Annotated in this window: 23 protein-coding genes; 4 read left to right on the top strand and 19 right to left on the bottom strand. The window is 30.7% G+C overall.

Going from position 1 to position 25,995, the window contains the following annotated elements:
* Nucleotides 1-4: 4 nt before the first annotated feature.
* Together ACTNBA_RS05260 and ACTNBA_RS05255 are read right to left on the bottom strand one after the other, a co-directional pair.
* The gene (locus ACTNBA_RS05260) at nt 5-565 is read right to left on the bottom strand and encodes a biotin transporter BioY (RefSeq protein WP_035132089.1); all 561 of its coding nucleotides are present in this window, start codon (nt 563-565) and stop codon (nt 5-7) included.
* Nucleotides 566-856: 291 nt separating this feature from the next.
* Nucleotides 857-1,750 carry an AraC family transcriptional regulator gene (locus ACTNBA_RS05255; RefSeq protein WP_441072926.1) on the bottom strand — a complete coding sequence of 298 codons (894 nt, stop codon included), beginning with the start codon at nt 1,748-1,750 and terminating at the stop codon, nt 857-859.
* Between the two features lie 198 nt (nt 1,751-1,948).
* On the opposite strand from ACTNBA_RS05255, the gene ACTNBA_RS05250 reads away from it, so the two are divergent.
* Both ACTNBA_RS05250 and ric read left to right on the top strand, forming a co-directional pair.
* Entirely contained in the window at nt 1,949-2,656 is a 708-nt protein-coding gene (locus ACTNBA_RS05250; RefSeq protein ID WP_441072925.1) for a Crp/Fnr family transcriptional regulator, read from the top strand.
* A 127-nt stretch (nt 2,657-2,783) separates the two neighbouring features.
* Nucleotides 2,784-3,500 (top strand): iron-sulfur cluster repair di-iron protein, encoded by a 717-nt coding sequence (ric, locus tag ACTNBA_RS05245; RefSeq protein ID WP_441072924.1) that lies wholly within the window; start codon nt 2,784-2,786, stop codon nt 3,498-3,500.
* Between the two features lie 109 nt (nt 3,501-3,609).
* Here the strand turns inward: ric and ACTNBA_RS05240 are convergent, their stop codons facing one another.
* The 4 genes from ACTNBA_RS05240 to zupT form a co-directional block, all read right to left on the bottom strand.
* Nucleotides 3,610-4,689, bottom strand: coding sequence for a 2,3-butanediol dehydrogenase (locus ACTNBA_RS05240; protein WP_343826068.1), 1,080 nt, complete (start codon nt 4,687-4,689; stop codon nt 3,610-3,612).
* A 337-nt stretch (nt 4,690-5,026) separates the two neighbouring features.
* On the bottom strand, nt 5,027-6,967 hold the full coding sequence (locus ACTNBA_RS05235; protein ID WP_441072923.1) for a sigma-54-dependent Fis family transcriptional regulator: 1,941 nt from the start codon (nt 6,965-6,967) through the stop codon (nt 5,027-5,029).
* Nucleotides 6,968-7,072: 105 nt separating this feature from the next.
* Nucleotides 7,073-8,320 (bottom strand): UV DNA damage repair endonuclease UvsE, encoded by a 1,248-nt coding sequence (gene uvsE / locus ACTNBA_RS05230; protein WP_441072922.1) that lies wholly within the window; start codon nt 8,318-8,320, stop codon nt 7,073-7,075.
* 21 nt (nt 8,321-8,341) lie between these two features.
* Complete coding sequence (gene zupT / locus ACTNBA_RS05225) at nt 8,342-9,166, bottom strand: zinc transporter ZupT (protein ID WP_441072921.1); 825 nt, start codon at nt 9,164-9,166, stop codon at nt 8,342-8,344.
* A gap of 385 nt (nt 9,167-9,551) precedes the next feature.
* On the opposite strand from zupT, the gene ACTNBA_RS05220 reads away from it, so the two are divergent.
* The gene (locus ACTNBA_RS05220; protein WP_035132102.1) at nt 9,552-10,307 is read left to right on the top strand and encodes a creatininase; all 756 of its coding nucleotides are present in this window, start codon (nt 9,552-9,554) and stop codon (nt 10,305-10,307) included.
* A gap of 108 nt (nt 10,308-10,415) precedes the next feature.
* Here ACTNBA_RS05220 and ACTNBA_RS05215 read toward each other — a convergent pair whose 3' ends face one another.
* The 10 genes from ACTNBA_RS05215 to ACTNBA_RS05170 all read right to left on the bottom strand — a co-directional run bounded on the left by ACTNBA_RS05215 (nt 10,416) and on the right by ACTNBA_RS05170 (nt 23,199).
* Nucleotides 10,416-10,910 carry a hypothetical protein gene (locus tag ACTNBA_RS05215; RefSeq protein ID WP_441072920.1) on the bottom strand — a complete coding sequence of 165 codons (495 nt, stop codon included), beginning with the start codon at nt 10,908-10,910 and terminating at the stop codon, nt 10,416-10,418.
* 181 nt (nt 10,911-11,091) lie between these two features.
* Entirely contained in the window at nt 11,092-12,816 is a 1,725-nt protein-coding gene (locus ACTNBA_RS05210; protein ID WP_441072919.1) for an FAD-binding oxidoreductase, read from the bottom strand.
* 21 nt (nt 12,817-12,837) lie between these two features.
* A complete protein-coding gene (locus tag ACTNBA_RS05205) occupies nt 12,838-14,394 on the bottom strand; it encodes an FGGY-family carbohydrate kinase (RefSeq protein ID WP_441072918.1) in 1,557 nt (518 codons plus the stop codon).
* Nucleotides 14,384-14,773: a DUF1667 domain-containing protein gene (locus tag ACTNBA_RS05200; RefSeq protein ID WP_441072917.1), complete on the bottom strand. Its 390-nt coding sequence runs from the start codon at nt 14,771-14,773 to the stop codon at nt 14,384-14,386. Before ACTNBA_RS05200 ends, ACTNBA_RS05205 begins: the two co-directional genes overlap by 11 nt.
* A gap of 1 nt (nt 14,774) precedes the next feature.
* Entirely contained in the window at nt 14,775-16,058 is a 1,284-nt protein-coding gene (locus ACTNBA_RS05195; RefSeq protein ID WP_441072916.1) for an NAD(P)/FAD-dependent oxidoreductase, read from the bottom strand.
* Nucleotides 16,045-17,805 carry an NAD(P)/FAD-dependent oxidoreductase gene (locus tag ACTNBA_RS05190; RefSeq protein ID WP_441072915.1) on the bottom strand — a complete coding sequence of 587 codons (1,761 nt, stop codon included), beginning with the start codon at nt 17,803-17,805 and terminating at the stop codon, nt 16,045-16,047. The genes ACTNBA_RS05195 and ACTNBA_RS05190 overlap by 14 nt, the downstream gene beginning before the upstream one ends.
* A gap of 82 nt (nt 17,806-17,887) precedes the next feature.
* On the bottom strand, nt 17,888-18,610 hold the full coding sequence (locus ACTNBA_RS05185) for a GntR family transcriptional regulator (protein WP_441072914.1): 723 nt from the start codon (nt 18,608-18,610) through the stop codon (nt 17,888-17,890).
* A gap of 255 nt (nt 18,611-18,865) precedes the next feature.
* Entirely contained in the window at nt 18,866-20,203 is a 1,338-nt protein-coding gene (locus ACTNBA_RS05180) for an APC family permease (RefSeq protein WP_441072913.1), read from the bottom strand.
* A 12-nt stretch (nt 20,204-20,215) separates the two neighbouring features.
* Nucleotides 20,216-21,913, bottom strand: coding sequence for an FAD-dependent oxidoreductase (locus ACTNBA_RS05175; protein WP_441072912.1), 1,698 nt, complete (start codon nt 21,911-21,913; stop codon nt 20,216-20,218).
* A 17-nt stretch (nt 21,914-21,930) separates the two neighbouring features.
* Entirely contained in the window at nt 21,931-23,199 is a 1,269-nt protein-coding gene (locus tag ACTNBA_RS05170; protein ID WP_441072911.1) for a YeeE/YedE family protein, read from the bottom strand.
* Between the two features lie 278 nt (nt 23,200-23,477).
* Between ACTNBA_RS05170 and ACTNBA_RS05165 the strand changes: the two genes are divergently transcribed.
* A complete protein-coding gene (locus ACTNBA_RS05165) occupies nt 23,478-24,368 on the top strand; it encodes a LysR substrate-binding domain-containing protein (RefSeq protein ID WP_035132118.1) in 891 nt (296 codons plus the stop codon).
* Between the two features lie 31 nt (nt 24,369-24,399).
* Here the strand turns inward: ACTNBA_RS05165 and ACTNBA_RS05160 are convergent, their stop codons facing one another.
* From ACTNBA_RS05160 to ACTNBA_RS05150, 3 genes are read right to left on the bottom strand one after another with little or no spacing between them, the layout of a single operon-like run.
* Nucleotides 24,400-24,927: a YeeE/YedE thiosulfate transporter family protein gene (locus tag ACTNBA_RS05160; protein ID WP_035132120.1), complete on the bottom strand. Its 528-nt coding sequence runs from the start codon at nt 24,925-24,927 to the stop codon at nt 24,400-24,402.
* Nucleotides 24,928-24,939: 12 nt separating this feature from the next.
* On the bottom strand, nt 24,940-25,173 hold the full coding sequence (locus ACTNBA_RS05155) for a sulfurtransferase TusA family protein (protein WP_035132122.1): 234 nt from the start codon (nt 25,171-25,173) through the stop codon (nt 24,940-24,942).
* Nucleotides 25,174-25,192: 19 nt separating this feature from the next.
* Nucleotides 25,193-25,873: a YeeE/YedE thiosulfate transporter family protein gene (locus ACTNBA_RS05150; RefSeq protein WP_441072956.1), complete on the bottom strand. Its 681-nt coding sequence runs from the start codon at nt 25,871-25,873 to the stop codon at nt 25,193-25,195.
* Between the last annotated feature and the right edge of the window lie 122 nt (nt 25,874-25,995).

Genomic DNA, 25,995 nt, shown 5'->3' with positions numbered 1-25,995 from the left:
TTTATTAAATGTATCCAAACCTTTTAAATATAGGTACTATTTTTATTGCTACATAAGCTGCAAAGGCTGTTAAAATCAAATCTCCAGATATGCATAGTACAAAGCCATTAAAAAATGCAAAATATAGTGACATAGGTTGTCCTAGATATAAGTTATAGCTAACATAAAGATATATAACTCCAAATAAATAAATAAAAAATAGTCCAGCTAAAAGCATCCCCATAGCTTTAATAAAACTTAATTCCTTAATCTTTTCTCTTATCTTTCCTATGACATAAGCTGCCACTATAAATCCTATAAGATATCCAAAGGTAGGTTTAAATACATAGCTAAGCCCTCCCCCTTCAGTAAATACTGGTACACCTGCAAGTCCAACCATAACATAAATTATTTGGGATAGTGCGCCGAGTTTAGATCCTAAGATAACTCCTGCTAAAGCACAAAATAAGTATTGAAGAGTAAAAGGCACATAAGGTATTGGTATTTTAATAAATGCACCAATAGCAGTTAAGGCTGCAAACATAGCTACTAAAATCAAATTTCTCGTATTCTTGGTAGTTTTCATAATTCTCTCCTTAAAATATTTACTTTATAGTGTGATTATAATTAAGAATTTCTTTATTGTCAACCAATATATTAATTAATAGTTTACAATCTTAATATAAATATTTCCCCTTAGTCTAGGCTAAAAATACATTAGGTATTATTAACAAGTACATAAAAATTAGAGAGCATGCTCTTTATATAGCAATGCTCTCTCATTTATCAAGTATTATATTTATTATTTTTCATAGGCTCTAATTCAAAATTCTTTTCTGATTTTCACCAAAAGTTTAGCCTGTACTTTAATATTTAACTAATTTTCAAGTAGCCTTTTTACTGGAACATAAATTTCCATAATCGTATCTGTTCGATAATGACAACGCTCATCATAAAATTCAAAATCTAATTTATCTTCGTCATAGATATATCCACTATCTTTAAACCATTCTTCAAATATATATTTCCAAGTTTCTTTAATCACTTCTGAAAACTTATCTTGGTTAGGGTCTACAGTAACATCCACTGGAGGAGTTGTAAATACTGCATACTCCGCCTCTGGTACTTCCACTGTAATCATATCCTCTGTAACTTTAGAGAAATCCTCAACAATGACTCCTAAAAGATAGCATACATTTCCCCCTTTATCAGTTGGAACGCATAGACCAACTTCCCCATGATTAGGAGGATTTAAGATTTCATACATCTTTGTTTCTAAATTTTCTCCATCATAATTGCTCCAAAAGGATGCAATATCCTTTGTATAACTTGTTCCTCCAATATTAGTATTTATTCCATATCCAGCTACCTTAAAAGCTGGCTTTTTAACAATAATAGGCTTCATAATATAACCTCCAATTTTAAATGTTATTCCCTTATTAAAGTATCCATCCATTCTAGCTATATATTGTGTTGGACTATATCCAAAAGCTTTCCGAAAGGACTTTGAAAATCCACTCGGTGTTTCAAATCCATATTCAAGGGCAATATCAATAATTTTTCTTCCTTTAAATAGTTCTAATGCTGCTAATGATAGCTTACGTTTTCTAAGGTACTCCATTATAGATATACCTTTACATAAAGTAAAAACTCTACAAAAGTGGTTTACAGAATACCCCACATATTCAGCAACTTCACTCACAGTAATAGCTTCCTTAATATTATTTTCTATAAATTCAATACACCTATCAATATCCTTACTGTAGTTCACTTTTATCACGACCTTTTCCCTAGGGTATCTTTATTATATCAAGACTTTAAAATTTAAGCTGTTCCTAATTTGCTAAAATCTAAATTTAAAACCCAATATTCACTTTTGAATATTTTAATGATATATTAATTTTAAAGAAATTCAGAGTTATATTATTTAAAATAACTTATCATCTCATAAATAAGGATGTGATTATTCATGACTGAATATAAAAAATGTAATTGTGAAAATTGTCTTCATAAATTATGTGTAGAAAGAGTTCCAATTTTCTCAAGTTTATCTTCTGAAGAATTAAGTAAGGTAGCTACCTTAATTGTAAAAAGAAAATATGAAAAAGGTGAGCTAATTATAATGGAAGAGAGTTATTTAGAAAATTTAATTATTATAGATAAAGGCAAGGTAAAAGTATTTCGTTATACTATCGAAGGTAAAGAACAGATTCTATATATATTTGATCACGGTGACTTCTTTGGTGAAAAAAATCTCTTAAATAATCAACAATCCACCTATAATGTTGAAGCATTAGAAACTACTTATATTTGCATGATAAATAAAAATGACTTTCAAAATCTTTTAATTAATTATCCTAAAATAGGGATTAAAATCATAGAAGAATTATGTAGTCGAATGGATAAAATAGAGAGCTCAGTGCAAAATATGGGTACTAAAAACATAGAGTGGCGTATAAATTCACTACTTCTTGATTTTGCAGAAAGGTATGGTAAAAAACATCCTAATGGTGTTATTGTAGAGCTCCCATTAAGCCGTGAAGGAATAGCTAATTATATAGGTACTGCTAGAGAAACGGTTAGTAGGAAATTAAGCGTACTACAAGATGAAGGTGTCATTGATATGATAGGAAATAAACAGATTTTGATACGAGATATAGATGCTTTAATGAATTAAAAAATAAAAATAATTAGATAGTTTGTTTTAAAACTATGACTCCAGTCACAGAATATTTTATATAACTAATATATTATAGAGTTATAAACAAGAAATCTTTAAATAACACTGTATTGGAGGAATATATATGAATAAATTTAATAGTTCTCAAACCGTAGGAGAAATTGTTTCAATTATGCCTAAGGCTAGTGAAATTTTCAAACAATATAAAATTGATTTTTGCTGTGGAGGTAATAGACCCCTTGAAGATGTACTCTATGAATTACATCTTGATGAAAATCTAATATTAAATAAAATAAATGAGATTTTTGAAGAAAGTAATAATACAAAAGAAGTATTCATAGATTTTAGGGCATTGACATCAAGTGAATTAATTGACCATATTGAAAATACTCATCATGCCTATACTAAGAGAGTACTTCCTGAATTAGGAGAGTTAACAACAAAAATAATGAGAGTTCATGGTATAAACCATAACGTACTATTTAGAGTCCATAAGCTCTTTTCAATGCTTAAAACTGAGTTAGAACAACATTTGCTTAAAGAAGAACAAATTCTTTTCCCATTAATTAAAGAATATGATAAAAATCCAAGTGTTAATCAACTTCAAAAAATTAATGAAGTAATTAATGAAACCGAGGATGAGCATGAAGGTGCTGGAGATATTCTAAAAGAACTTAGAAAAATTACAAATGATTTCAAAGTTCCTAATGACGGTTGTAACACCTATGTTGTAACTTTTAAAATTATTGAAGAACTAGAGAGTGATTTATTCCAGCATATTCATCTTGAAAACAATATTCTATTTAAGAGAATGAACTTGGATATTAACAAACATCAATAAGTAATTTTATTAAAATAAAAAATTTAAAAGCCTAAGGATAATTTGTTTCCTTAGGCTTTCGCCATTTTATTCCATACTCATTTTGTATCTCTACATTTTCTCTGATTTCTTATTTATTTAAAAGAGCTTTATCTGGAGTTACAAGAATTTTCACATGTTTTTTCTTTTCAGGACCTGTCAAAGCTCCAAATCCTTCTTCAACTATATCTTCAAGTGCTATTTTCTTAGTTATATATCCTTCTGCCTTAATTCTTCCATCGCTCATTTGCGCAATTGTTGCTGGAAACTCATGTCTATAGGCTAAAGTTCCTACTATTTTCTTTTCAGAAAATACTAAGACATTAGGGTTAAAGTTTATTTCATCTTCCCAAATACTTGTTATTACCATAGTTCCTTCATATTTTAGACTATCTATGCCTATATCAAAGCCTATCTTTGCTCCTGTAGTTTCAAAGGCCACATCTACACCTGTTCCACCAGTAAGTTTTTTAACCTCCATAGCTATATCAACTTCATTTGGATCAAGAACAACATCTGCTCCTGCCCTCTTTGCATATTCCTGTCTTATTGATTTTCTTTGCAACACTACTACTAGTTTTGCTCCTGCTGCTTTTAAGCATTCAATAGTTGCAAGTCCTATTGGGCCTGAACCAAGTACAATAGCAGTATCTCCTGTTTTAAAATTAGCAATTCTAATAGAATGAAGTGCTACCGCCATTGGTTCTACTAAAGCTCCTTGTTCATAAGTCATCCCCTCTGGCATTTTATGCACATATTCTTCTGGAAATACAGTATATTCTGCAAGTCCTCCACCACTACCACAAAGTCCGTGAAATCCTAAGGAAGAGCATAGATTGTATTTACCTTCTCTACATGCTGGACATTCTCCACAAGCTACTATAGGTTCTACAATAACTCTATCACCTATTTGAAATTTTGTTACTCCTTCTCCTACTTCTACAACTTCCCCTGAAAATTCATGCCCTAGAACTACTGGTGCTATATTCCCACTTAAAGGATGAGGTTGTCCAACAGGTATGAAAATAGGTCCTCCTAAATATTCATGCAAATCTGAACCACATATTCCACACCATTTAACTTTAATTTTTATATTTCCTTTAGTAACCTTTGGTTCATCTACCTCTTCAACCCTAATATCTTTCTTAGCATACCATAATGCTGCTTTCATAATAAAAATACCTCCTAAAAAATAATAATCTAGTACATTGTTAATATTCTCACATATTTATCATGCAAGTCTTATGCCAAAATCATTACTTAAAATACTTTTTTAGACATTATTTTTCCTATTTTACTTATAGCTATGTAAATGACTACACTAAGTCCCATTCTATATTTCTAATTAAATTTATTATAAATCCTATATAAAAATTTAATTTATATGGTAAATAAAAAAATCTCAAAATGATACACACCTCAGTGTCTCATCTTGAGATTTTTTATATTTAATTCTCATTTTGATACATATATGATTCTAATCATTGATAATAAAAAAACAAAGTAATTTATAGGTTTTTTATGTTATATTTTTTTATCTTTCTATAAATAGTAGCTCTACTTATTCCTAGCATTTCCGCAGACTTTAATATGTTACCTCCGCAAGAGTTAATAGCTTTTATTATACTTTCTCTTTCTAAAATATCTATAGGTACTATTTCATCTACATCACTTGCTTTCTCATTATTAAAATTAGCTTCTATTATTTGTGACTTTTCCAAAGATTGTACACAAATTATATCCTTTTCACTAGAATAATAATCCCTTTCTATAGCATTTCTAAGTTCTCTTACATTTCCAGGCCAATCATGTTTTTTTAGTTCATTTATATAATCTGTTGTTATTAGTTTATATTTATCTTTATTTTTAAAATTAAGACTATTAACAAAGTGTCTTGCTAGTGTCTCTATATCTTCCTTTCTTTCGTTCAAAGGGATGGTTTTTATATTCATTACATTTAACCTGTAATACAAATCTTCTCTAAAAGTTTTTTTACTTACCTCTTCTTTTAACTCTTTATTAGTTGCTCCTATTATTCTTACATCTAATTTCTTTTCGTAATTTCCGCCTACTCTAACTATGGTATTGTTATCTAAAACTCTTAATAATTTCGATTGCATACCTAAAGGAAGTTCTCCTAATTCATCTAAGAAAATTGTTCCACCATCTGCTAATTCAAATTTCCCTGGATGTCCCTCTTTAGCAGCTCCAGTAAAAGCGCCCTTATCATAACCAAAAAATTCACTTTCCATTAGATCTCTAGGAATTGAAGCACAGTTTACAGCTACAAAAGGGCCATTACTTCTTTCACTATAATTATGTATAGCTTGAGCTACCAGTTCTTTTCCCGTGCCGCTAGGTCCTTCTATTAATATATTGCAATCACTTCTTGACGCCCTTTTTGCAAAATTTATCATATTTATCATTTGATCGTTACTAGTTACAATGTCTTTAAACTTATAGTTAGCCTTATATCCTACCACTTTATTTACAAACCTATGTACAGATTTACTTTCTCTAAAAGTTATAACTACTCCCATAGACCTATTATTAACATTCATGGGTACAACATTTAATATACATTTTATTCTTTTATTCTTAATATTAAAGTCACATTCTATGTTATTATACGCTTCCTCATAATTTTCTATAATGTAATCAAAATTTAAATTACCTAGAGCTTCTTTTATATTTATTTCAAATATTTCATCTTGATTCATATCTAAAATATTTTCTGCTCTATGATTCACTCTCTTAATATTAAATTTTTCATCTATTACTATCATTCCCTCTACAATGGAATCAAAAGTTATATTTAATAAATTATAGGATAATATAAGTTCTAACTGTTTCTTTATGGATTCAGCTGCTGCAATAACTATTCCTAAAGTATGCAGATGTGCATCCTTGCATATGCCAGACATATTTATACACCCTATTATTTTCCCATCACTATCATGTATAGGTGCTGATGAACACGTCCAAGAATGTTGTTGTATACCATAATGCTCAGCCCCAATAGTTTGTATTGGTTTATTAAGATATAAGCAGGTTCCTATAGCATTAGTTCCTACTGCTTTTTCTGACCATAAGGCTCCCTTTGTAAATCTTAAATCCCTGGCTTTTTCTAAAATACTATCGTCACCAATAACATCTATTATATATCCATCTTTATCTGCAAGGAATAAAGCAAAGCCTGAACCTGATATGGTGTTATACAAATTCTCCATTATAGAATGTGCTACTGAAACTAAATCTATATTCTCTTTAACTTTAATTCCTACAGGAGCTTTATATTTCTCAACACCTCTTCCATCCATATAGTCTACATTATACTCTTTACATCTTATCCATGAATCTCTTATATCTTTTTTAACTTTTTTATTATCTATACCGTATTTCACAAATTCATTCCATGCTTTTGTAATTAATTCCGTATAATTATCCATTCTTACACTCCCACCCCTTAAGAAATATATACTTAAAACAATAAATTTATTATTTTAGTATTTGTTTTATATCACCATGGATAAAATGTATACCTAGAACTAAATCTAATATATAAAATAATAAGAGTTATTAATATAATCCACTCCATATTTTTCACTTAGTTTCTTTAACAAAGTTTTTACCTTAATATTATTTTCATCTGGATTTTTTAAAAGTTCATTAAATCTGTTCTTTTCTTTTAATGTTGCTTTATCTTTTATATATCCATAAACATGTTGTGCTGTGTTAATAAAATTTCCTCTACTAAAAGGTTTTTCTAAACACTGATCTATATACATATACACTTCTCTCATTGGTATAGGAGAATTTACTAAGCTACTACATTTTTTATAATAAAAATAATCCTTTTCCATTAAAGAATACTTATACTTCGCCCATTGCTCTGTCCTTATTGAAATTGGTAAGTCCTCATTAAGAGTGCAAATACACTTGATTGTTGATATTTCCTTATCCTTAACTTCAAGCATAATATCTGAATTAATTTCTGAAATACTTTTCATATAATCTAAAAAATTACTAGTAACAACAAACTTAGAATGAGCTCCTCCTTTTTTACTTATATCCCTATCAGAATAATGGAATTTTACTGGACCATCTTCAACCTTCCATGTATTTTTAACAGAGTATAAAATATCCTTCCACTCTAAAGAACAAGGATTGAGCTGATGATGAAGATTATCAAACACTGCTGGTATTTTAATATCATTACAAATATTTAATACATCTTCTATGGTATAACTCTTATCATCATTCTCAATTACCAATCTTTTTTTCAAAGAGTTTGATAGTCTATTAAAATTATGCTTAAATCGTTCCATGGCAGAAATTTTATCTCCATATACCCCTCCAACATGAAGTATAATTTTGTTAGAATAGTCCACACCTAAACTATCTAAAAATTTGCAATGATACTCTAGATCCATAATACTTTTCTCAACAACTTCCTCATTAGGAGAATTTAGAACTGTATATTGACCAGGATGCATAGAAACCCTAATATTATTATTTTTTATAAATTCTCCACACTCTGTAAGTTCTTTATTATAGGTCTCCCACCACTTTAGGTTATTAATGGGGTGACTACCAAAGGGAATTATATCTGAACTTATCCTAAATAAATATATTGCATTTTCTACATTCCACTTTAATATATTCATTAAATCATCAATGTTACTTCTAACACACTGATTAAAAACATTATCACTAAAATTTTTTAATAAAAAGCTTCTTGAAGTTTTATATGGAATAGATGCAGGTGTACATGCATATCCAATTCTATTTTTTTCAAGCAACTTACAACACCATCCTTTTACTTAAATGAAAAGTAATAAGCTAATTGCCATTACAGCCATTCCCGCTACTAGTCCATAGATAGATAAATGATGTTCACCATATTCTCTTGCCGATGGAAGTAATTCATCAAGAGAAATGAATATCATAATACCAGCAACTATAGCAAAAATAATTCCAAGAGTAACATTGTTAATAAATGGCATTAGCACTAAATAACCAATAATAGCACCTAGAGGCTCTGACAGTCCAGATAGAAAAGAATATAGAAAGGCTTTCTTTCTACTACCTGTAGCATAAAATACTGGAACTGACACTGCGATACCCTCAGGAATATTATGAATAGCAATAGCAATTGTTATAGGTATGGCTATTGATGGTTCTTGTAATGCAGAAATAAAAGTAGCCAATCCTTCTGGAAAGTTATGAATAGCCACCGCTAGTGCTGTAAGTAATCCCATTCTAAGCAATTTCTTATTATCTTTTGATGTATCTTTTAAATTTTCATTTTCCGTTCCCTCTAATTCTTCAATTTTATAAATATCATGAGGATTTTCACCACTTGGTATAATTTTGTCAATAATCGCTATAATTAACATACCAAAAAAGAAAGCTCCTACTGTAACCCAAGAACCCAATTTAAATCCAAGTTCAACGGATAATAAGTTCCTAGCTTCAACAAAAATTTCTATCATAGAAACATATATCATAACTCCTGCAGAAAATCCTAAACTAATTGATAAAAATTTTGTATTGGTCTTTTTAGCAAAAAACGCAAGAGCACTTCCAATTCCTGTACATAGCCCTGCAAATAACGTTAATGCAAAGGCAATAAAAACCTGTTCCATATCTTTTCCCCCTAAATCCTATATTTTATTCATATACTTATTAATAATTTACACAAACTTGTTTAATCATTACAATATCAATTAATGCAACTTTAACTAATTTTCACCCTAATTAAACCTAATCATTTTCATAGGATGAATTACTCTATTTTCCTTTAATAGTATAATTATTATATCATAATCAATTTAAAAATCACTACTATGCTATCCTATATAAAATAATACTTATGCTAGTATTTTAATAGTTCTATTTATATTTTTGTTTATAATATGGTTATTATGTAAAAGCATACTTATGTTACAATAATATTATGTAAACTTTATTTTTATTATATAAATACTTATCAAAAAACTTTATTACACTTAAGAATAGGAGACATTAATTATGTATGAAAATGTTAAAATGGAAAATATGACATGGCAAGAGTTTGCAAAGAAAAAAGATGATGTAATTATATTACCAATAGGTGCTACAGAGCAACATGGCCCTCACTTACCTACCTGTGTAGATTCTGTATTAGCAAGAGAGTTTGCTTATCGCATAGCTGAAAAAATAAATGGAGTAGTTGCTCCAACAATTTCTTATGGATATAAATCAAAACCATTAAGTGGTGGTGGTCCATTATTTCCAGGGACTATTGACTTAAATGGTGCTACATTACAAGCCTTAGTAATGGATATTGTTGATGAATTTGTTCGTGATGGATTTACAAAAATATTTATTTTAAGTGCTCACTTTGAAAACGAAGCATTTATTGTAGAAGCTATGGATCTATGTTCTGCAAAATATGGAGACAAGGTAAAGCTTCTTCTTACTAACTGGTGGGATCCAATGTCACCTGATGTTATTGATAAAGTTTTTGATGAAGTACCATTCCCAGGATGGGCTTTAGAACATGCTGCCGTTACAGAGACTTCATTAATGATGTACTTTGCACCAGAGCTTGTTAGAGAAGATAAAATATTAGATACTGAAAATGCTAGTCCAGCAACTTATTTTAGATATCCTATAGAAAAAGATATCGTTCCCGAAACTGGAATACTTGCATCAGCTAAATCCTCTTCAGCTGCAAGGGGAAAAATAATTGTAGATGACGTTATTCCAAACATTGTTAAAATAGTTAAAGAAGCTTTCAGATAAATTTAAGAATTATCGCTTAATTTATAAAATTATTATGCTTCTATTTAATATAATAAAATTGCCTAGTATTATAATTATTCATACTAGGCAAACTTATTTATAAAATATCTAATTATCACATAAAACTATAATTTGTGATGGTGTTGTAATTGCAGGTATACTCTTGGTACTCATTCCATATACAACCACAAGATTTCTATTTTCTATATTGCCCAAAAAGCTCTGGCCATTTTCAAGTAATATTTGTGTTCTATTACTAATATTAAGTCTAAGTGAATCATCTCTACTGACTAATCTTCTATTGAAATGAGACACTTTGACATTTTCTTTTTTTGATTTTCTGGCTATAACAATAGCTCTATACTGGGGTGGAAATATTAATGGAACAGGTGCCAATGCATCATAAAATCCAATTATATAATCGCCAGGTCTTATATTAACATGGTCTACAAAGTAAGTATCTCGGCTAACTACTAAGTTAAAATCATCATCTCTTCTTCCTCTTACTGACATTATCATTGTACATGCCGATGTGTCATTTACTGATGTTTTCATCACTTCTATACTTTTAACTACTCCTTCAACACTTAAAAATTCTTTCACTATTATTCCTCCATATAATAACATACTGTGTTGTTATTATATTATGGATTGAAAAAACTTGTGTTACAATTTAAATATCTTCTTTAAAAATATAAAAGTAATAAAGAATGCTTTTCTACCTATTTTTTTAAAATTTTAGTACAATTATGGGTACACTAAAGCTAAATTTTACTTCATCCTTTTACTTTACCATTCTTTTCTTATCATCAGATAAATCAAGACCTAATGTTCCACCTGGATTCATAATATTATTTGGATCAAAATGACTTTTTAATACCTTGAATACCTCCATTTGATTTTTACCTATTTGACCTTCAAGCCAAGGGGCTGTCATCTTTCCTATTCCATGGTGATGACTCATCGCAGCTCCATACTTCTGAATATTATCAAGTATTCCATATTGATATTCTAAATACTCATCTATTTTATTCATTTTAGCTATAAAAATAAAGTACAGATTTGCACCTTGTGGATAAACATGAGACATATGTGTCATACAAATTGTATTTGGTCTACTTTTGCAATAAGCTCTTACTCCCTTATGAACGTAATCCATATTCTCCCAATTAACTGAACATTCAAGGGTATCAGTCATAATACCATAATCCTGTAAATCTTCTCTTAAATATGGATCTCTAAACCTTCCGTGCTCCCATGCCTTAGTTACATATCCTGTTGTCGACATAGCTCCATACGCTTTACATATCTTATGAACCTTTTTCCTTACTACCTTTGTAAAACATGTTTCTCCATCTGTAAATCCTAAAAACATACATCTCTCATTTGGCTTATATCCTCTTACAGTCATTATTTTATCAATAATTGTTCCTTCTACGCCATAGAGTTTCATCATAACATCAGTTTCTTCTGGGTCTGATAATCTAAATACTGATGGAAATCCAAATTGCCCTTGCATAATCTCTCTTGCTGCATTTCTAGCATCTTCCCAGTTCTTGAATATATAACTAAATCTCCTTTGATTTTCTGGCATGTATCTAAAAATCTTAAGAGTTGCAGAAACTAATATTCCATAGGCACCTTCACTTCCCATCATGATTTCATCGATGGATGGTCCTGTAGCTAATGCAGGATATTCATCAGTTTTTATTTCTCCAGCCGGCGTGATATACTCTTGACATATAACCATATCCTCAATCTTTCCAAAGTAGGTTGAATTCTGACCTGCTCCTCTAGTTACAACCCAGCCTCCGACTACCGAATATTCAAAGGATTGAGGGAAATGCCCACAGGTATATGCCCTCTTTGCACCAAAGAGTTCCTTTGCTTTATTTAATGTTTCTTCTAGTTTCGGACCTGACATACCAGCTTCTACAGTTATTGTTTGATTTATTTCATTAAAGTTAACTACCTTATTCATATGAACTCTCATATCTAAGGATACTCCACCTTTTACACACTCAACGCCTCTAGTTACAGATGAACCTCCTCCGTAAACATACACTGGTATTTTCTCTTCATTACAGTACTCAACTATTTCTTTTATATCTTCTTTGCTTCTTGGATGTATTACTATATCAGGAATATTTTCAACGATACCTTCTCTAAGTCTCATTGAATCTATCATAGTTTTTCCATAAGCTATTTGAAGCCTTGAATAAGGGTCCATTCTTACATTATTTTCTCCTACTATGTGTTTAAAGTGAGCAATTTGCCCTTCTGCTAAAGTAATCTCTTTTTCAAAATTAACCTTTTCTAAACCCATTTTTTGAGGTGTTTTAAAATCATCATCAGTCATTTCAAAGGTTTTCTTCATCAAAGTGTATAATCTAGGATTGGGATGTTTAAATTCCTTAGGGTTTCCCCATTTTAAAATAGATCTATAGGATCCTTCTGGTGGCAAATCTTCATACCAATTTGGTGTGAAAATATCTTCATTTTTATTCATATATAATTCCCCCATATACAATTAAATATCTGGATAATTTGTTATCTTTCCAATATCTGAATATAGTGATTTAAGTCTTCTATATATTCTCTTGTAAACTTTCTTAAAAAGTTTTGAATATATTTCTGTATATTCTTTTTCTGGAGTAAATATTTTTTTGTAATGAACCATTTTCTCAATAGCTTCATTGTAAGTTACATACATTCCTAAAGCTACAAAAGTTATAATAGCTGCTCCTAATCCTGACGTCTCATGGGTGGTAGTTTTATAAACCTTTCTATTTAGCATACTGGCAGTTATTTGACAAATAGTATCACTTTGAGATCCGCCTCCTGAAACCATTACATACTTCACTTTTTCCTTAGTCTTTCTTTCTATTTTTTCTATTCCATCTAATAATCCATAATTTATTCCTTCAATAATAGCTCGATAAATATGGCTTCTTGTATGAACATCTCCAAAACCTATAATTGCTCCCTTTGCCTCAGGATATTTTAAACCTGGTCCCCAATATGGTTGAAGCATTAACCCATGGCATCCCGGTGGAACATCCTTTAATCTTTCATTTAATATTTCTTCATAAGAAATACCTCTTTCTTCAGCTTCCATAGCTTCCTTTCTAGCAAATTCCCTCTTAAACCAACTAATCATCCAATACCCCCTGAAAATTTCAAATTCCGGATTATAATATCCTGGGATGCAAGCTGGATAAGCTGGCATAAACATTAAAGGCTCTATATATTTTTTTGACATAGTCTGAACTGTAGCTGTTGTTCCAAAACTTAAATTTACCCATTTTTCATTCTTACAACCTGTACCTAAGGTTTCACAACCTTTATCTGATCCTGCTGCAATAACAGGTATTCCAATCTTTAACCCTGTAACCTTTGCAACTTCTTGACTTATTTCCCCAATTCTTTCTCCCACCTCTACAAGCTGAGGTAGTTTTTCTCTTTCAACTCCCGAAATTTCCCATCTATAATCTTTATTTCCTTTTGGCCAATCTTTCTTTTTAAAATTAAAAGGTATATGTCCAATCTGAGATGCTATAGAATCTACAAAATTTCCTGTTAATTTAAAATTTAAATATCCTGAAAGTAATAAATACTTATAAGTGTTTCTCCATATTTCCGGCTGATTTTCCATTATCCAATTTGCTTTACATTTTTTCCTTGAAACCTCTATGGCTTTTTTCATTCCAATTAACCTAAAGAGAAAATCATATTTTTTACTTATAGGTTTTTTACACTCTGCCATCCTCTGATCTAACCATATTATTGCAGGTCTTAATGCTTCCCCATTTTTATCTACATTTATACCTGTATCTCTTTGTGTTGTTACTGATACTGCAAGTATTTCATTGAAAAAAGCAGAATTATTCTCTTTTAGTGCTGTACATACATGACATACACCTTGCCACCAAATCTCTGGATCTTGTTCTGCCCATCCTGGTCTATTTGAAAAGTATGGTTGAAAATCTAGCTTCTCTTTAGCTACTAATGTACCTAATCCATTAAATATCAACGCTCTTACACTTTGTGTCCCACAATCTATGGAGAGAACATATTTATCCTCCATTCGGATACTCCTCCTTTAATATCTCAATCAAACTTGAGGTTGAAATTATATTAACTCCAGTATTTAATACATTTTCAATTATTACATCATTTATATCAACATGATTTGTTATTACTACTTTACTTATTTCTCTCATTACATTAAATATTTTACTCTTTGGAATCAGTCCATCAGTTCTCACCGGTAGTCTTGGCATTTTCTTATATATTGTATTTACTGTTGAAGCAATACTTCTTAATGGATTTTTAATCTCATTAATTCCAAATTCTATGCCTCTTTTGCACTTATTACCTTCCACTAATAGTTCTTCATTTTTTTCAATTATAGTAAGTTTGCAACCATTAGGACACACTATACAGGTGATTCTTTTTAACTCCACCTTATACACCCTCTTTAATTTTACTCATAACCAAATTTAGATTATCCATATTATTTACAGAAAATGATTTTAAGTTTAAAATTATTTTTTCCATTTCCGGAGGTTTTATTATATTATACTTTTTCATAAATACTACCTTGTTACCTAAGTAAAATTCCACTTTTACATCTTCTATTACATCTTTACTTCTAAAGTAAATTGTTATATCTTTATCTATAGAATTTAAATCTATGCTTTGTGGTACTACATATAGAAATTCTTTTTTATCAAAGGTTATATCCACTAATTTTCTATAACTATTTTCTTCATAAGTTGCTGCCTGTTCTCCAGCATATTTCCCACTTTCTGATACATAATCTACTAAATCATTAACATGAAGAGAATTTCCACAGGAAAATACCCCATTTACACTTGTCCTAAAGTTATGATCTACCTTTGGTCCTTTGGTTAATGGATCAATTTCTATATTCAAACTTTCTGCTACCTCATTTTCTGGTATTAATCCTACTGATAATATTAATCCATCACACTTAATTATCTCTTCTGTTCCATCAATGAGCTTCATATTTTCGTCAACTCTACATGTTTCAACTGCTGAAACTTTGCTCTCCCCTATTACCCTAGTTACTGTATGGGATAAATGTAATGGAATATTATAATCTTCTAAGCATTGCATAATATTTCGGCTTAATCCTGAAGGAGTACTTTTCATTTCATACACACCTATAACCTTGGCACCTTCCAAGGTTAACCTTCTAGCCATAATTAATCCAATATCTCCACTTCCTAAAATCACACAGTTTTTACAAGGTAGATAACCCATGATATTTGTTAAATATTGTGCTGTTCCTGCTGAATATATGCCAGCAGGTCTATCTCCATTTATAAAAACTTGTCTAGACGTTCTCTCTCTACACCCATTGGCTAAAACTAACGCCTTAGAGCTAACCTGAAAAACATCTTCTTTTGAATTTATTAAGGTTAATATAAAACTTTCTTCTAACTTTTCTACTTTACTTACAAATGTTGATTTATAAATTGATATCTCTTTTTCCCTAATCTTTCTCATATATCTATCGGCATATTCTGGTCCACTAAGTGTCTCATTGAAGGTAATTAATCCAAATCCATCATGAATACATTGTTTTAATATTCCACCTAATTTTTCTTCTCTTTCAACAATTAATGTTTTACTTCCCTTCTCATTAGATGCTAATGCTGCTGCAAGCCCCGCTGGACCTCCACCTATAACTATTACATCAAAGTGAAATTTATTGTCTTTCATTTAATTTCACCTCATTATCATTTATTGTAAGATTATTATATTTACTTTGTACTTTTTCTATAAGAATGTTAGAATCTTTACCTTTCTTAGTTGTTTTATCAAAACTTTTACCAGATTCCTCATTAATAATCTTTAACACCTGTGGTAAACAAAATCCTCCTTGACATCTGCCTGCTCCAGCCTTAACTCTTCTTTTTATAGCATCTACTGTATAGACTTTTATAGGACTTCTTAAAGCATCTTGAACTTCACCTTTGCTTATTTCCTCGCATCTACAAATTATTTCACCATATTCTGGTTTCTCTTTTATTAGCTTAGCCCTTTCCTCAAAGGACATATTTCTTACTTCTGGTATTCCTTTTCTTATTGGATTCCAATAATCTTTTTTCTTTATCTGTATTTTTTCAGCTAATAATCTACAGGTTATCTTCTCAATTTCCTCTGCTATAGCTGGTGCAGATGCAAGACCTGGTGATTGGATACCTGCTGCATAAATTAAATTATCAACACGTTCAGAGCGTTCAATGATAAAATCTTCTTCATAAGTAGCTGCTCTTATTCCCGCATAATATGTTATTACATCACCATTAGATAATTTAGGTACTACAGGTAAATGCTTTCTTAGTATATTCTCTATATTTGTTGAATTTGTAGAATAATCTTCTCTAAAGGGTTGTTCATAAGCATCAGGCCCTACCAATATATTTCCATCTATTGTTTTTATAATACCTCCACCCTTAGTATTTCCTTTAGTCAGATTTAAGCTTGGCTTAGCTACCACTCCATTAATTAAAGAACCTTTCTTTCTATCTAGTATTAGCGTCTCTCCTTTTCTTGGATGTATTGTGAAAAACTGATCATCTGCCATGTTAGCAATTTTATCAGCAAAGATTCCAGCTGCATTTATAATTACCTTAGGATATATTAATCCTCTATTTGTATTTACTCCAATAATCTCATTTCCATCCATAAGGAATGATTCTACTAAGGTATCTAAGGAAAAATCGACTCCATTCATAGCTGCATTTTCTGCAAAAGCATAGGTCATCCTATAAGGAGATAATATACCTGTTGTTCCAAAATGAACTGCCCCAACTATATTCTCCGTCACATTTGGTTCTATTTTTTTTACCTGTACCTTATTTAAAATAACTACATCCTTTACTCCAGCCTTCCGTGCTCTACTCATAAGGTAAGGTTTAGCTAACCTTATAAATCCTCTATCAAAAAGCACTGTAGAGCCACATCTTTCAAAAGGTACCCCTAGCTCCTTTGTAATCTTTGAATAAAGCTCATTACCTCTAACATTAAATATGGATTTTTTACTTCCTATAGGAGCTTCTATACCTGGATGTATCATCCCATCATTTCTTGATGATGTGTGCATTGCCAAATCTGATTCTTTTTCAAGCAATAAAATAGACATTTCCCACTTTACAAGCTCTCTGGCAATAGCACACCCTATAACTCCTCCTCCAATAATAAGTACATCTACCCTTTTTCCATTTAAATGCGAATCTCTTATAATTGGCGCTTTAATTAGAGGTATTTTTAAACCTTTCACAGTTATTTTATTTACTACACCCTTGTATCCTCTTTTAGATGCAAGTTTACCAGCTTTAATAACCATATCCCAACTCTCTACCTGTCCTTCTAAAATAATGGAAGAGTTCCATTCCCTGCAGTAAATCTCTTTATAAACCTCTTTTTGTATAAGTCTTTGAACCTTTTCATATTTTTTTATCATTACATATCCCTTCCTTAGGATGTTCGGACATCTTAACTTCTCTGTATATACTATGATTTAACTATAAAATAAATACTTATTTTCAATAATTTATCATAGGTACATAGTATAAATTTTCTGGAACTATAAAATTTAAATAATAAAATGGTTCTTCATTATTTTTTTCATATATCCATCTTTCCATAACTAATACTCTTGTAGTTTCATCTATTTCTAACAGACTTTTTTCTTCGCTATTAGGAATTCTAATAGTTATCGTCTGATCTACCTTTGATATATCTACCTTTAAATCATTTATAATCATGCTTGCCAAGGATTTTTCAAAATCAAATTTACTATTATCATTAGAAAACCGCTGTGAAAAATATGAATTCTCAATGGCTACTGGGATTTCTTCAACAGTTCTTAACCTTTTTACATAAAGGCACTTTTGATTCATTTTCCATCTCATCTTATTTGTTAATTCCTCGCCTGGGATAAAAAAATTCTCATCTAGTATTTTGTTGCTAATCTTTATTCCCTTAGTTCTTAATGTAAAAGTTAAACTAATAAGTGGCTCAAATCCCAAAGAAGGCTTATCTCTTAAAACAAAGGTACCAATTCCTTGTTTCTTATATAGATACCCTTGACTAACTAATAAGTCTACAGCTTGTCTTATTGTAGCTCTACCTACTTCATAGTTCTCCATCAGTTCCCTTTCAGTTGGAATTCGAGAATTAACCTCCCATCTACCACTTATAATTGCCTTGGTTATTTCTTCTTTTACTTGTATATATAACGGTGTTTTATTATATCTATCTATCATTATTAATTCCTCCAATGTTTTTTATATTTATATGCTGGATGATTTATATGATTACCAATTTATTAACATGTTGAGGATTATTTATATCTTATGATTTATATTGTTAAACTATAAAAAGGCAACCTGAAACTACTTTTCAGGCTGCCTTATATAATATTTTATAATATACTAACACCAATTTATTTAACTTTCCTATGATATTTAAAAATGAACATATTTCTCAAGAATAACTTACTTTTGAAATTATTTTTAAACTTATATATGATTATCAATTGATTTCATTGTCTTTGAATACTTCTTATAGTAAAAATATCCTAACACTGCCCATAAAATCACCAATACCATAGAAGGTTTACTTAATCTTGCAGGAGAGCCTGGTATTATCAATAATCCTATGAATACTAGCCCTATAAAAGCCCCCAATGCTGAAAAATATTTGTCAACTCCTATTGAATTTTTAAACCCAATATAACATACATAAAAATATGCAATTGCTGCTAGTAAGGATGACATATCTACAATATAGATAATAACTTCTCTACCAAACCATGGTGCTATTAAACTTACTACGGCTATAAATTTAACTCCATTTTCGAAAACACCATTTTTATTTTTCTCTTTGTACTTTGCTGGGATAAGTTTATATCTCGATAAAGCTCCAATTAACTTGCTACTCCCTAACATAAACCCATTTATACCCCCTGCTACTGCACCAGCTAGGGATATTATTAGTAGAATAAAGCCTATATATCCCATATTATCAAGTACTGCCGACCCTAAAGCCCACTGCTCCAATAAGGCTTTCTCTGGAGTATAAACTAGACCTGTTGTAATATTTAATAGGTTATAAAAAAGTGCTCCAGCAAATATTGCTAGTAATGCCATTCTTGTAGCTTTTGGTGCTTCAAAATTCAAATCTGTGGATACTTGCGGTATTACATCAAAGCCAACAAACAAGAAGGGTACTATAGCAAAAACCTTTACTACTTCAGTAATATTAAACTTATAGTTATTAATATAGGTATCCCTAATCAAGCTGTGGTCTACCTTCATAAACATGAAAGCAAACACTATAATTACATTTACCACCATTAATAAAATTAAGATGTTCTGTACCATGGAACTCAATTTCAATCCTTTGATATTAATATAAGCAAATACAAGAATTATCAAGCTGGCAATGATAACCTCTGACAAGTATACTGGATAACCAGCTACTTGATATAGATATATAAAATCCACTGCTGAACCAAATAATCTTTTAAGCACCAATACAAAGGCTGTGGCATTAAGTGGAACCATACTTATATAACACAATGTCAAGGACCAGCCTACTATAAATCCATTTCCCTTTCCTAAGTTATTGTAAGTATAAGAGAATTCTCCCCCATCTTCATTATGCTTCTCCATCATTATGTGATAACCCTTTTGTATAAAAACAATAGCAAGACCACCAAGTATAAAACCGATGGCCGTGCTAATAATACCACTTTCATGGAGAAACTTTGAACCTGGCAAGGTAAATGAGCCCCATCCAATAATAGCTCCTAATGCTAAGGCTAATATGTCTATTCTGTTCAACTTTTTCTTCATAAAATTCAATCCTTAATTAAAATTATATTCTGTAACTATCTTTGCTCTTCCTGTTACTTGATCTTGATAATATTCGTAGCAACAAATACCTAGATAAGAACCAGATATATTGATTACATTATCATATCCACTATTTTGTAGTGCCATTACTGCATTATAACTTCTTTGACTTGAACGACAATGTAAATATACCGGTTTATCCTTTGGAATTTCAGACATTCTTTCTCTAATTTCACTTAATGGAATATTTACTGAATTCTTAAGATGTCCTTGTTCATATTCATGCTTCTCTCTTACATCTACAATGAATTCATCCTTTTCTACTAACTCCCTAACTATTGTTACTGGTACTTGTCTAAACTTACCATATAATAAATTTAGTCCTACTAAAGCTGCAAAATTAACTACATCTTTTGCTGTTCCAAATAAAGGAGCATAACATAACTCTAATTCCTTTAAATTCTCTAAGGTTCCACCCATTGTTATCATTGTTGCAATTACATCTATTCTCTTATCTACATTTCCTTTTCCTATAGCCTGTGCTCCAAGAATTCTTCCTGTTGGATATTCATATATTAATTTGAAATGCATTGGATTACTATCTGGCATTAAGCCAACTTTATCTCCTGGAATAATGTATACAAAATCATAAGAAATACCTGCTGCTTTAGCAGCTTTTTCATTTAATCCTGTAGAAGCTGCTCCTAGATCAAATACTTGAACTACAGATGATCCTATAACTCCATTATTATTGTGATGAATATTATACATATTATCAGCTGCTGCCCTAGCCTGTCTTTGAGCTGGTCCTGCTAAAGCCAGCCTTGAAGTTTTATGTGTTAAGCGATTATAAACTTCTATAGCATCACCTACAGCATATATATCTTTATCATTAGTCAAATAGTTATGATCAACTTTAATGCCTCCAGTTACTCCAATTTCAAGTCCTGCATCCTTAGCTAATCCTGTTTCCGGACTAACACCAATTGCCATTACTACAACTTTTGCAGCCACCTTTTTACCTGATTGTAATTCTACAAAGTCTTCATCTATCTTCTTAACTCCATCACTTAATATAAGGTTTACTCCCTTATCCATCATTTCCTTGTGAAGTATTTGGGCCATATCATAGTCAAAAGGACTCATTATTTGATCAAGTGCTTCTATAAGACTTACATTCTTATCTGCTAAACATAGGTTTTCCGCTACTTCAACCCCTATAAAACCACCGCCAACAACAGCAATATCCTTAATATTGTTACTATCAATATAATTCTTTAATTTCTTTATATCAACTACATTTCTTACTGTAAATACATTGGAACCTGTTACTCCTTCAATACTTCTTGGCAATATTGGATTAGCTCCTGGAGATAAAACTAATTTGTCATAGGACTCTTCATATTCTTCTCCTGTAAGAAGGTTCTTAACTACTACTTTTTTATCTTCTCTTATAATTTTTATAACTTCACTATTAACTCTAGCTTCAATATTATATTGATTTTTGAACTGTGTTGGACACATTAAAACTAAATCGTCACCATTTTCCACCATGCCACTTAAATGAAATGGTAAAGCGCAGTTAGAAAAAGATACATGAGGTCCCTTCTCAAACATAATTATTTCTGCTTCTTCATCAATTCTACGTGCTCTTGCTGCAACTGAAGCTCCTCCAGCAACTCCTCCAATAATTAAAATTCTTTTACCCATAACAATGATACCTCCTTTTAATGTTGCTTAAATAGTCTTTTAGCTAGTGTATTTCCTACAATACCACCAATTACCATGAAAATTAAGAAAATCCAACCGGAAAGTGAGAAATTTGCAATTGGAGTATATAATGCTCCTACATTACATCCATTAGCAAGTCTAGTACCTAATCCCATAGTAATTCCGCCTAGTGCATATAGTAATACTTCTCTTACTGTAATGTGCATCTCTGACATAAATGTTTTCTTAAACTTACCCGCAGTTAACAAGTATATACTAGTTCCAATGAGTATTCCAAAGTTTTGCACTGAAACAGCATGTTCAAAGAATGGAACAAGATACGCCTTTGCTGGCATTTGAGTAAAGGCTGCCAAAGATTCTGGTGAAACTCCAAATATCATCAAGAATTTACCAAACCATATTCCATAAGGAGTAGATGCGCCCCATCCAGCCTTAGTAATTCCCATTAACAAAGCAAATAATATCCCTATAACTACAGCCCCTTGCACTAATGTCCAAGGTTTTACAAATAATCTGTTGTATGTTGTTTCACTTAAAAGCTTGTAATTCTTAGTGTCTAACACTTCATTTTCATCCTGTACCTTTTCCATTGAGTGACCAGTATAAGTATTATTTTGCTTACGACTTCTCTCGTAACGGTATGATATAAACACAACTAATCCGCAAAATAATGCCATTAATACTAAGGCACCTAGATATCCTTCAAGACCATCCCATTTAAATAGATCTGGTAGGAATACACCTCCTGCCAACTTTTCACCTACTGGAGTTGAAAACCAAGAGTTCTTAACCCATCCTACAGTATTTTGTATAGGGAATCCTAAGAATACTCCTAACCCAAAGAAGATTAATGTAATAAACGCTCTAGGAAGACCTGTTATTAAGTCCGTAAGTACTCCTGATGCACAACATGATGAAAATGACATACCAAACCCAAATAGTATTGCCCCTAATATAAGACCAAAGTTAATTGGGTTTATCCACAGATCGTAACTAGCTGGATCTACCTTGAATAAAAATGCAGTAGTCAATAAAGATGAGATAAAGAACAAGAACATTAGTGTCCTCATTAATTTTGTTGATCCTGTATTAAATGCACGATTAACACTACCTGCAAATCCTGTATAAGCCCTAGATAAAGCATAACCTAATCCCACACCCACTAAAAGTCTAAAAAATAGCATGTCAGTTTTTAATAATGTCTTTCCTAAAAGTAATACTATTAAAATTCCTATAAATCCTAAAATTTGTTCAGTCTTTTTCATTTTTTTCCTCCTTATACTTTTAATTTAAAATTCAGTGTGATTTTTTTAACAATATTTGGTGCAAAGTGGTTGTGTTTTCGTTTACATCATGACGTGTTATCTTTATAATAAAATTCTATTACATATTATTCTTTTTCCATAGAAACTAAATGCTATATACCATAACACTTTCCTTTAACCAATTGTAAAATATGCCTAATAAAAATAAATATATTTATTTCTGTGTAATATACTAGTAAAATAGAATATATGTATAATTATTTTTAGGATGTGACTATATGAATCTTGAATATCTTGAATCATTTTATATAACAGTGAAATATAATAGTATCTCAAAAGCAGCACAAATTCTTCACCTTACCCAACCTGGTCTCAGTGGTCAGCTTAAGAGCTTAGAAAATGAATTAGGTGTAAATCTTTTAAATCGAAGTAATAAAGGTGTAGAATTAACAGAAGAAGGAAAAGTAGTATTTAACTATGCAGATACTTTACTTTCTATTCAAGGAAATATTAAAAGAGATTTGATTAACTTGCATCAAGAGCAACCAAAGTTAATGATTGGTGCTTGCAAAAGTGTGGGTGAATATGCTCTTCCTTGTAGTATTTTTACCTTTAAACATCTCCATGAAGAAGTTGATATTCGTATGGAGGTAATAAATTCAAGGGAAGTTATTCAAAAACTACAAGAACACGATATTAATATTGGAATCATTCAGCATGATCCAATGTTAAATGATATTTCTACTCAACCTATTATTTCGGATGAGCTTTTGCTAGTAGGAAATAGTGATAATTCACCTAAAAGAATTTCTATGGAAGAATTAAAACATATTCCACTAATTTTACGAGAACAAAATTCTGGAACTAGATATGTAATTGAAAAATCATTAAAAGAAAAAAATGTAACTGTAGAAGAGTTAAATGTGATTTATGATTTAAATTCTCCCGAATCTATTAAGTCTTCTATTCTTTCGGGAAAAGGTTTTTCTTTTTTACCAAAATTAACAGTTGCTCAAGAACTAAAAAAACAGTCTATTCAAATCGTTGAAGTAGAGGATTTTAAAATTTCTTTCAGTTATTATATAGCTTCAAGAAAAAAATATACACTTACAAAGCACGAGCAAATGTTTGTAGATTTTATAATTTCTAATAAAAGAGGTTTTTGTTAAAAAAAGAGGACACATGTCCTCTTTTCCATTTTTATATAAAGAATTTAACTAAAATCTTAACTCCTACCCATGTACCCAACATTACAAAAATACCAAAAACCCAAGCGTGTAAGGAAAATGATGGTATGCCGCTGAAAAAAGCACCAATGTTACAACCAACAGCAAGCCTAGTTCCATATCCCATCATAATTCCTCCTAAAAGTGCAATTATAAACTGCTTTTTACTCTTTATTTTCTTCCATTTAAATTGAGAAGCTAATAACGTTGCAACTAAAGCTCCTAAAATAACACCTATATTTAAAATTGTATATTGATTAATAAATATGTTTCCATTGGAAATTATAGGACCGTAATAAGATTGAAAATGACTAAAATACTCCCATTTAAAAGGGTCTAACCCAAACCATTGTAGTATGCCAATACCCCATAATAAAAAACCACTAGTTATTTGCCAACTTATACCAATTAGACCTAGTAAAATTACATTCATTACTCCTAATAAAATTCCACCTACCCAATAAGGCCAAGGTTTCTTAAGATATTTTATTATAGACTTCATTTTATCTCTCCCCTATTTTCCTTTTGGCTTTTGAATATATACTTCCCACTCTCCTCTACCTAATTCCACAAGCTGTATGGGATATTCCTTTTCTAGTGCCCACTTCTCTATATCAATTGCTACACAACTATGATCGCAATTAAGAATTAAAATATCTCCTGGCTCCATTGTTTTAAGCTCCTGCATTGCCCTTAGCAAAGGAATAGGACATAATTCGCTTAAACAATCTACCTTTCTTACTGTCATATAAGTTCCTCCATTACAATTATTTCAACTGTCTATTTTCATACCTTAATGCTAATTTATATAAAATTATTAATACAACTATCTGCGCTAAAACAACAATTTTCAAATCAAAATGTTCTAAAAAGTAAATGGTCTTAGCATCCTTAATAAAATGCTCATACCAAAAAGAATAGTCCTTAGCTCCTAGTATGGTTCCAATTATGAATCCTATAAGGACAACCCAGTGTAAAGCATGTCCTTCTCCTATTCTCATCAATACACCTGAAGCACAGCCTCCAGCTAAAACCATTCCAATACCAAATATAAAAGCACCAATCATTACATGAATACCTACTGAACTAACTGCTCCTGGAATCAAATTGTAATCAATACCTTTATTATGAATATATCCAGATTGAATTACAGCAAAACCTACAGTACTTACAATCATAGCTAGTATCATCCCTCTTAACCCTCTTGTATTTCCACTAATAAAAGGATCTCTAAATGCTGCTGTAAAACAAAATCTCGAATATCTTAAAATAATACCAATTATAACACCTACACCTAAACATACAGCATAATTATACTTGCTTTTCCAAAGTATAGAACACATTATTAATGTAATTAAAAGCAATGCAACACCGTAAGGAATCTGAGAATTTTCCTTCTTCACTTGACCTTGCTGTTGCTTAATCAATTCATCCATTTCTTTTGACAACATATTATCATCCCTTTAAATAAAATTAATATTTCGTGCCTCAAAATTATATATTATGCCCATATCATAAACCAATAATATATATTGGTCAATATTTTAATAAAAAAACAATTTGCTACCAA

Origin of the sequence: Clostridium sulfidigenes, assembly GCF_052067195.1 — a bacterium.
Taxonomy (GTDB): Bacteria; Bacillota; Clostridia; order Clostridiales; family Clostridiaceae; genus Clostridium_J; species Clostridium_J sulfidigenes.
The sequence above is the reverse complement of the archived record's forward strand: the minus strand, read 5'-3'. Positions and strand labels throughout refer to the sequence as shown.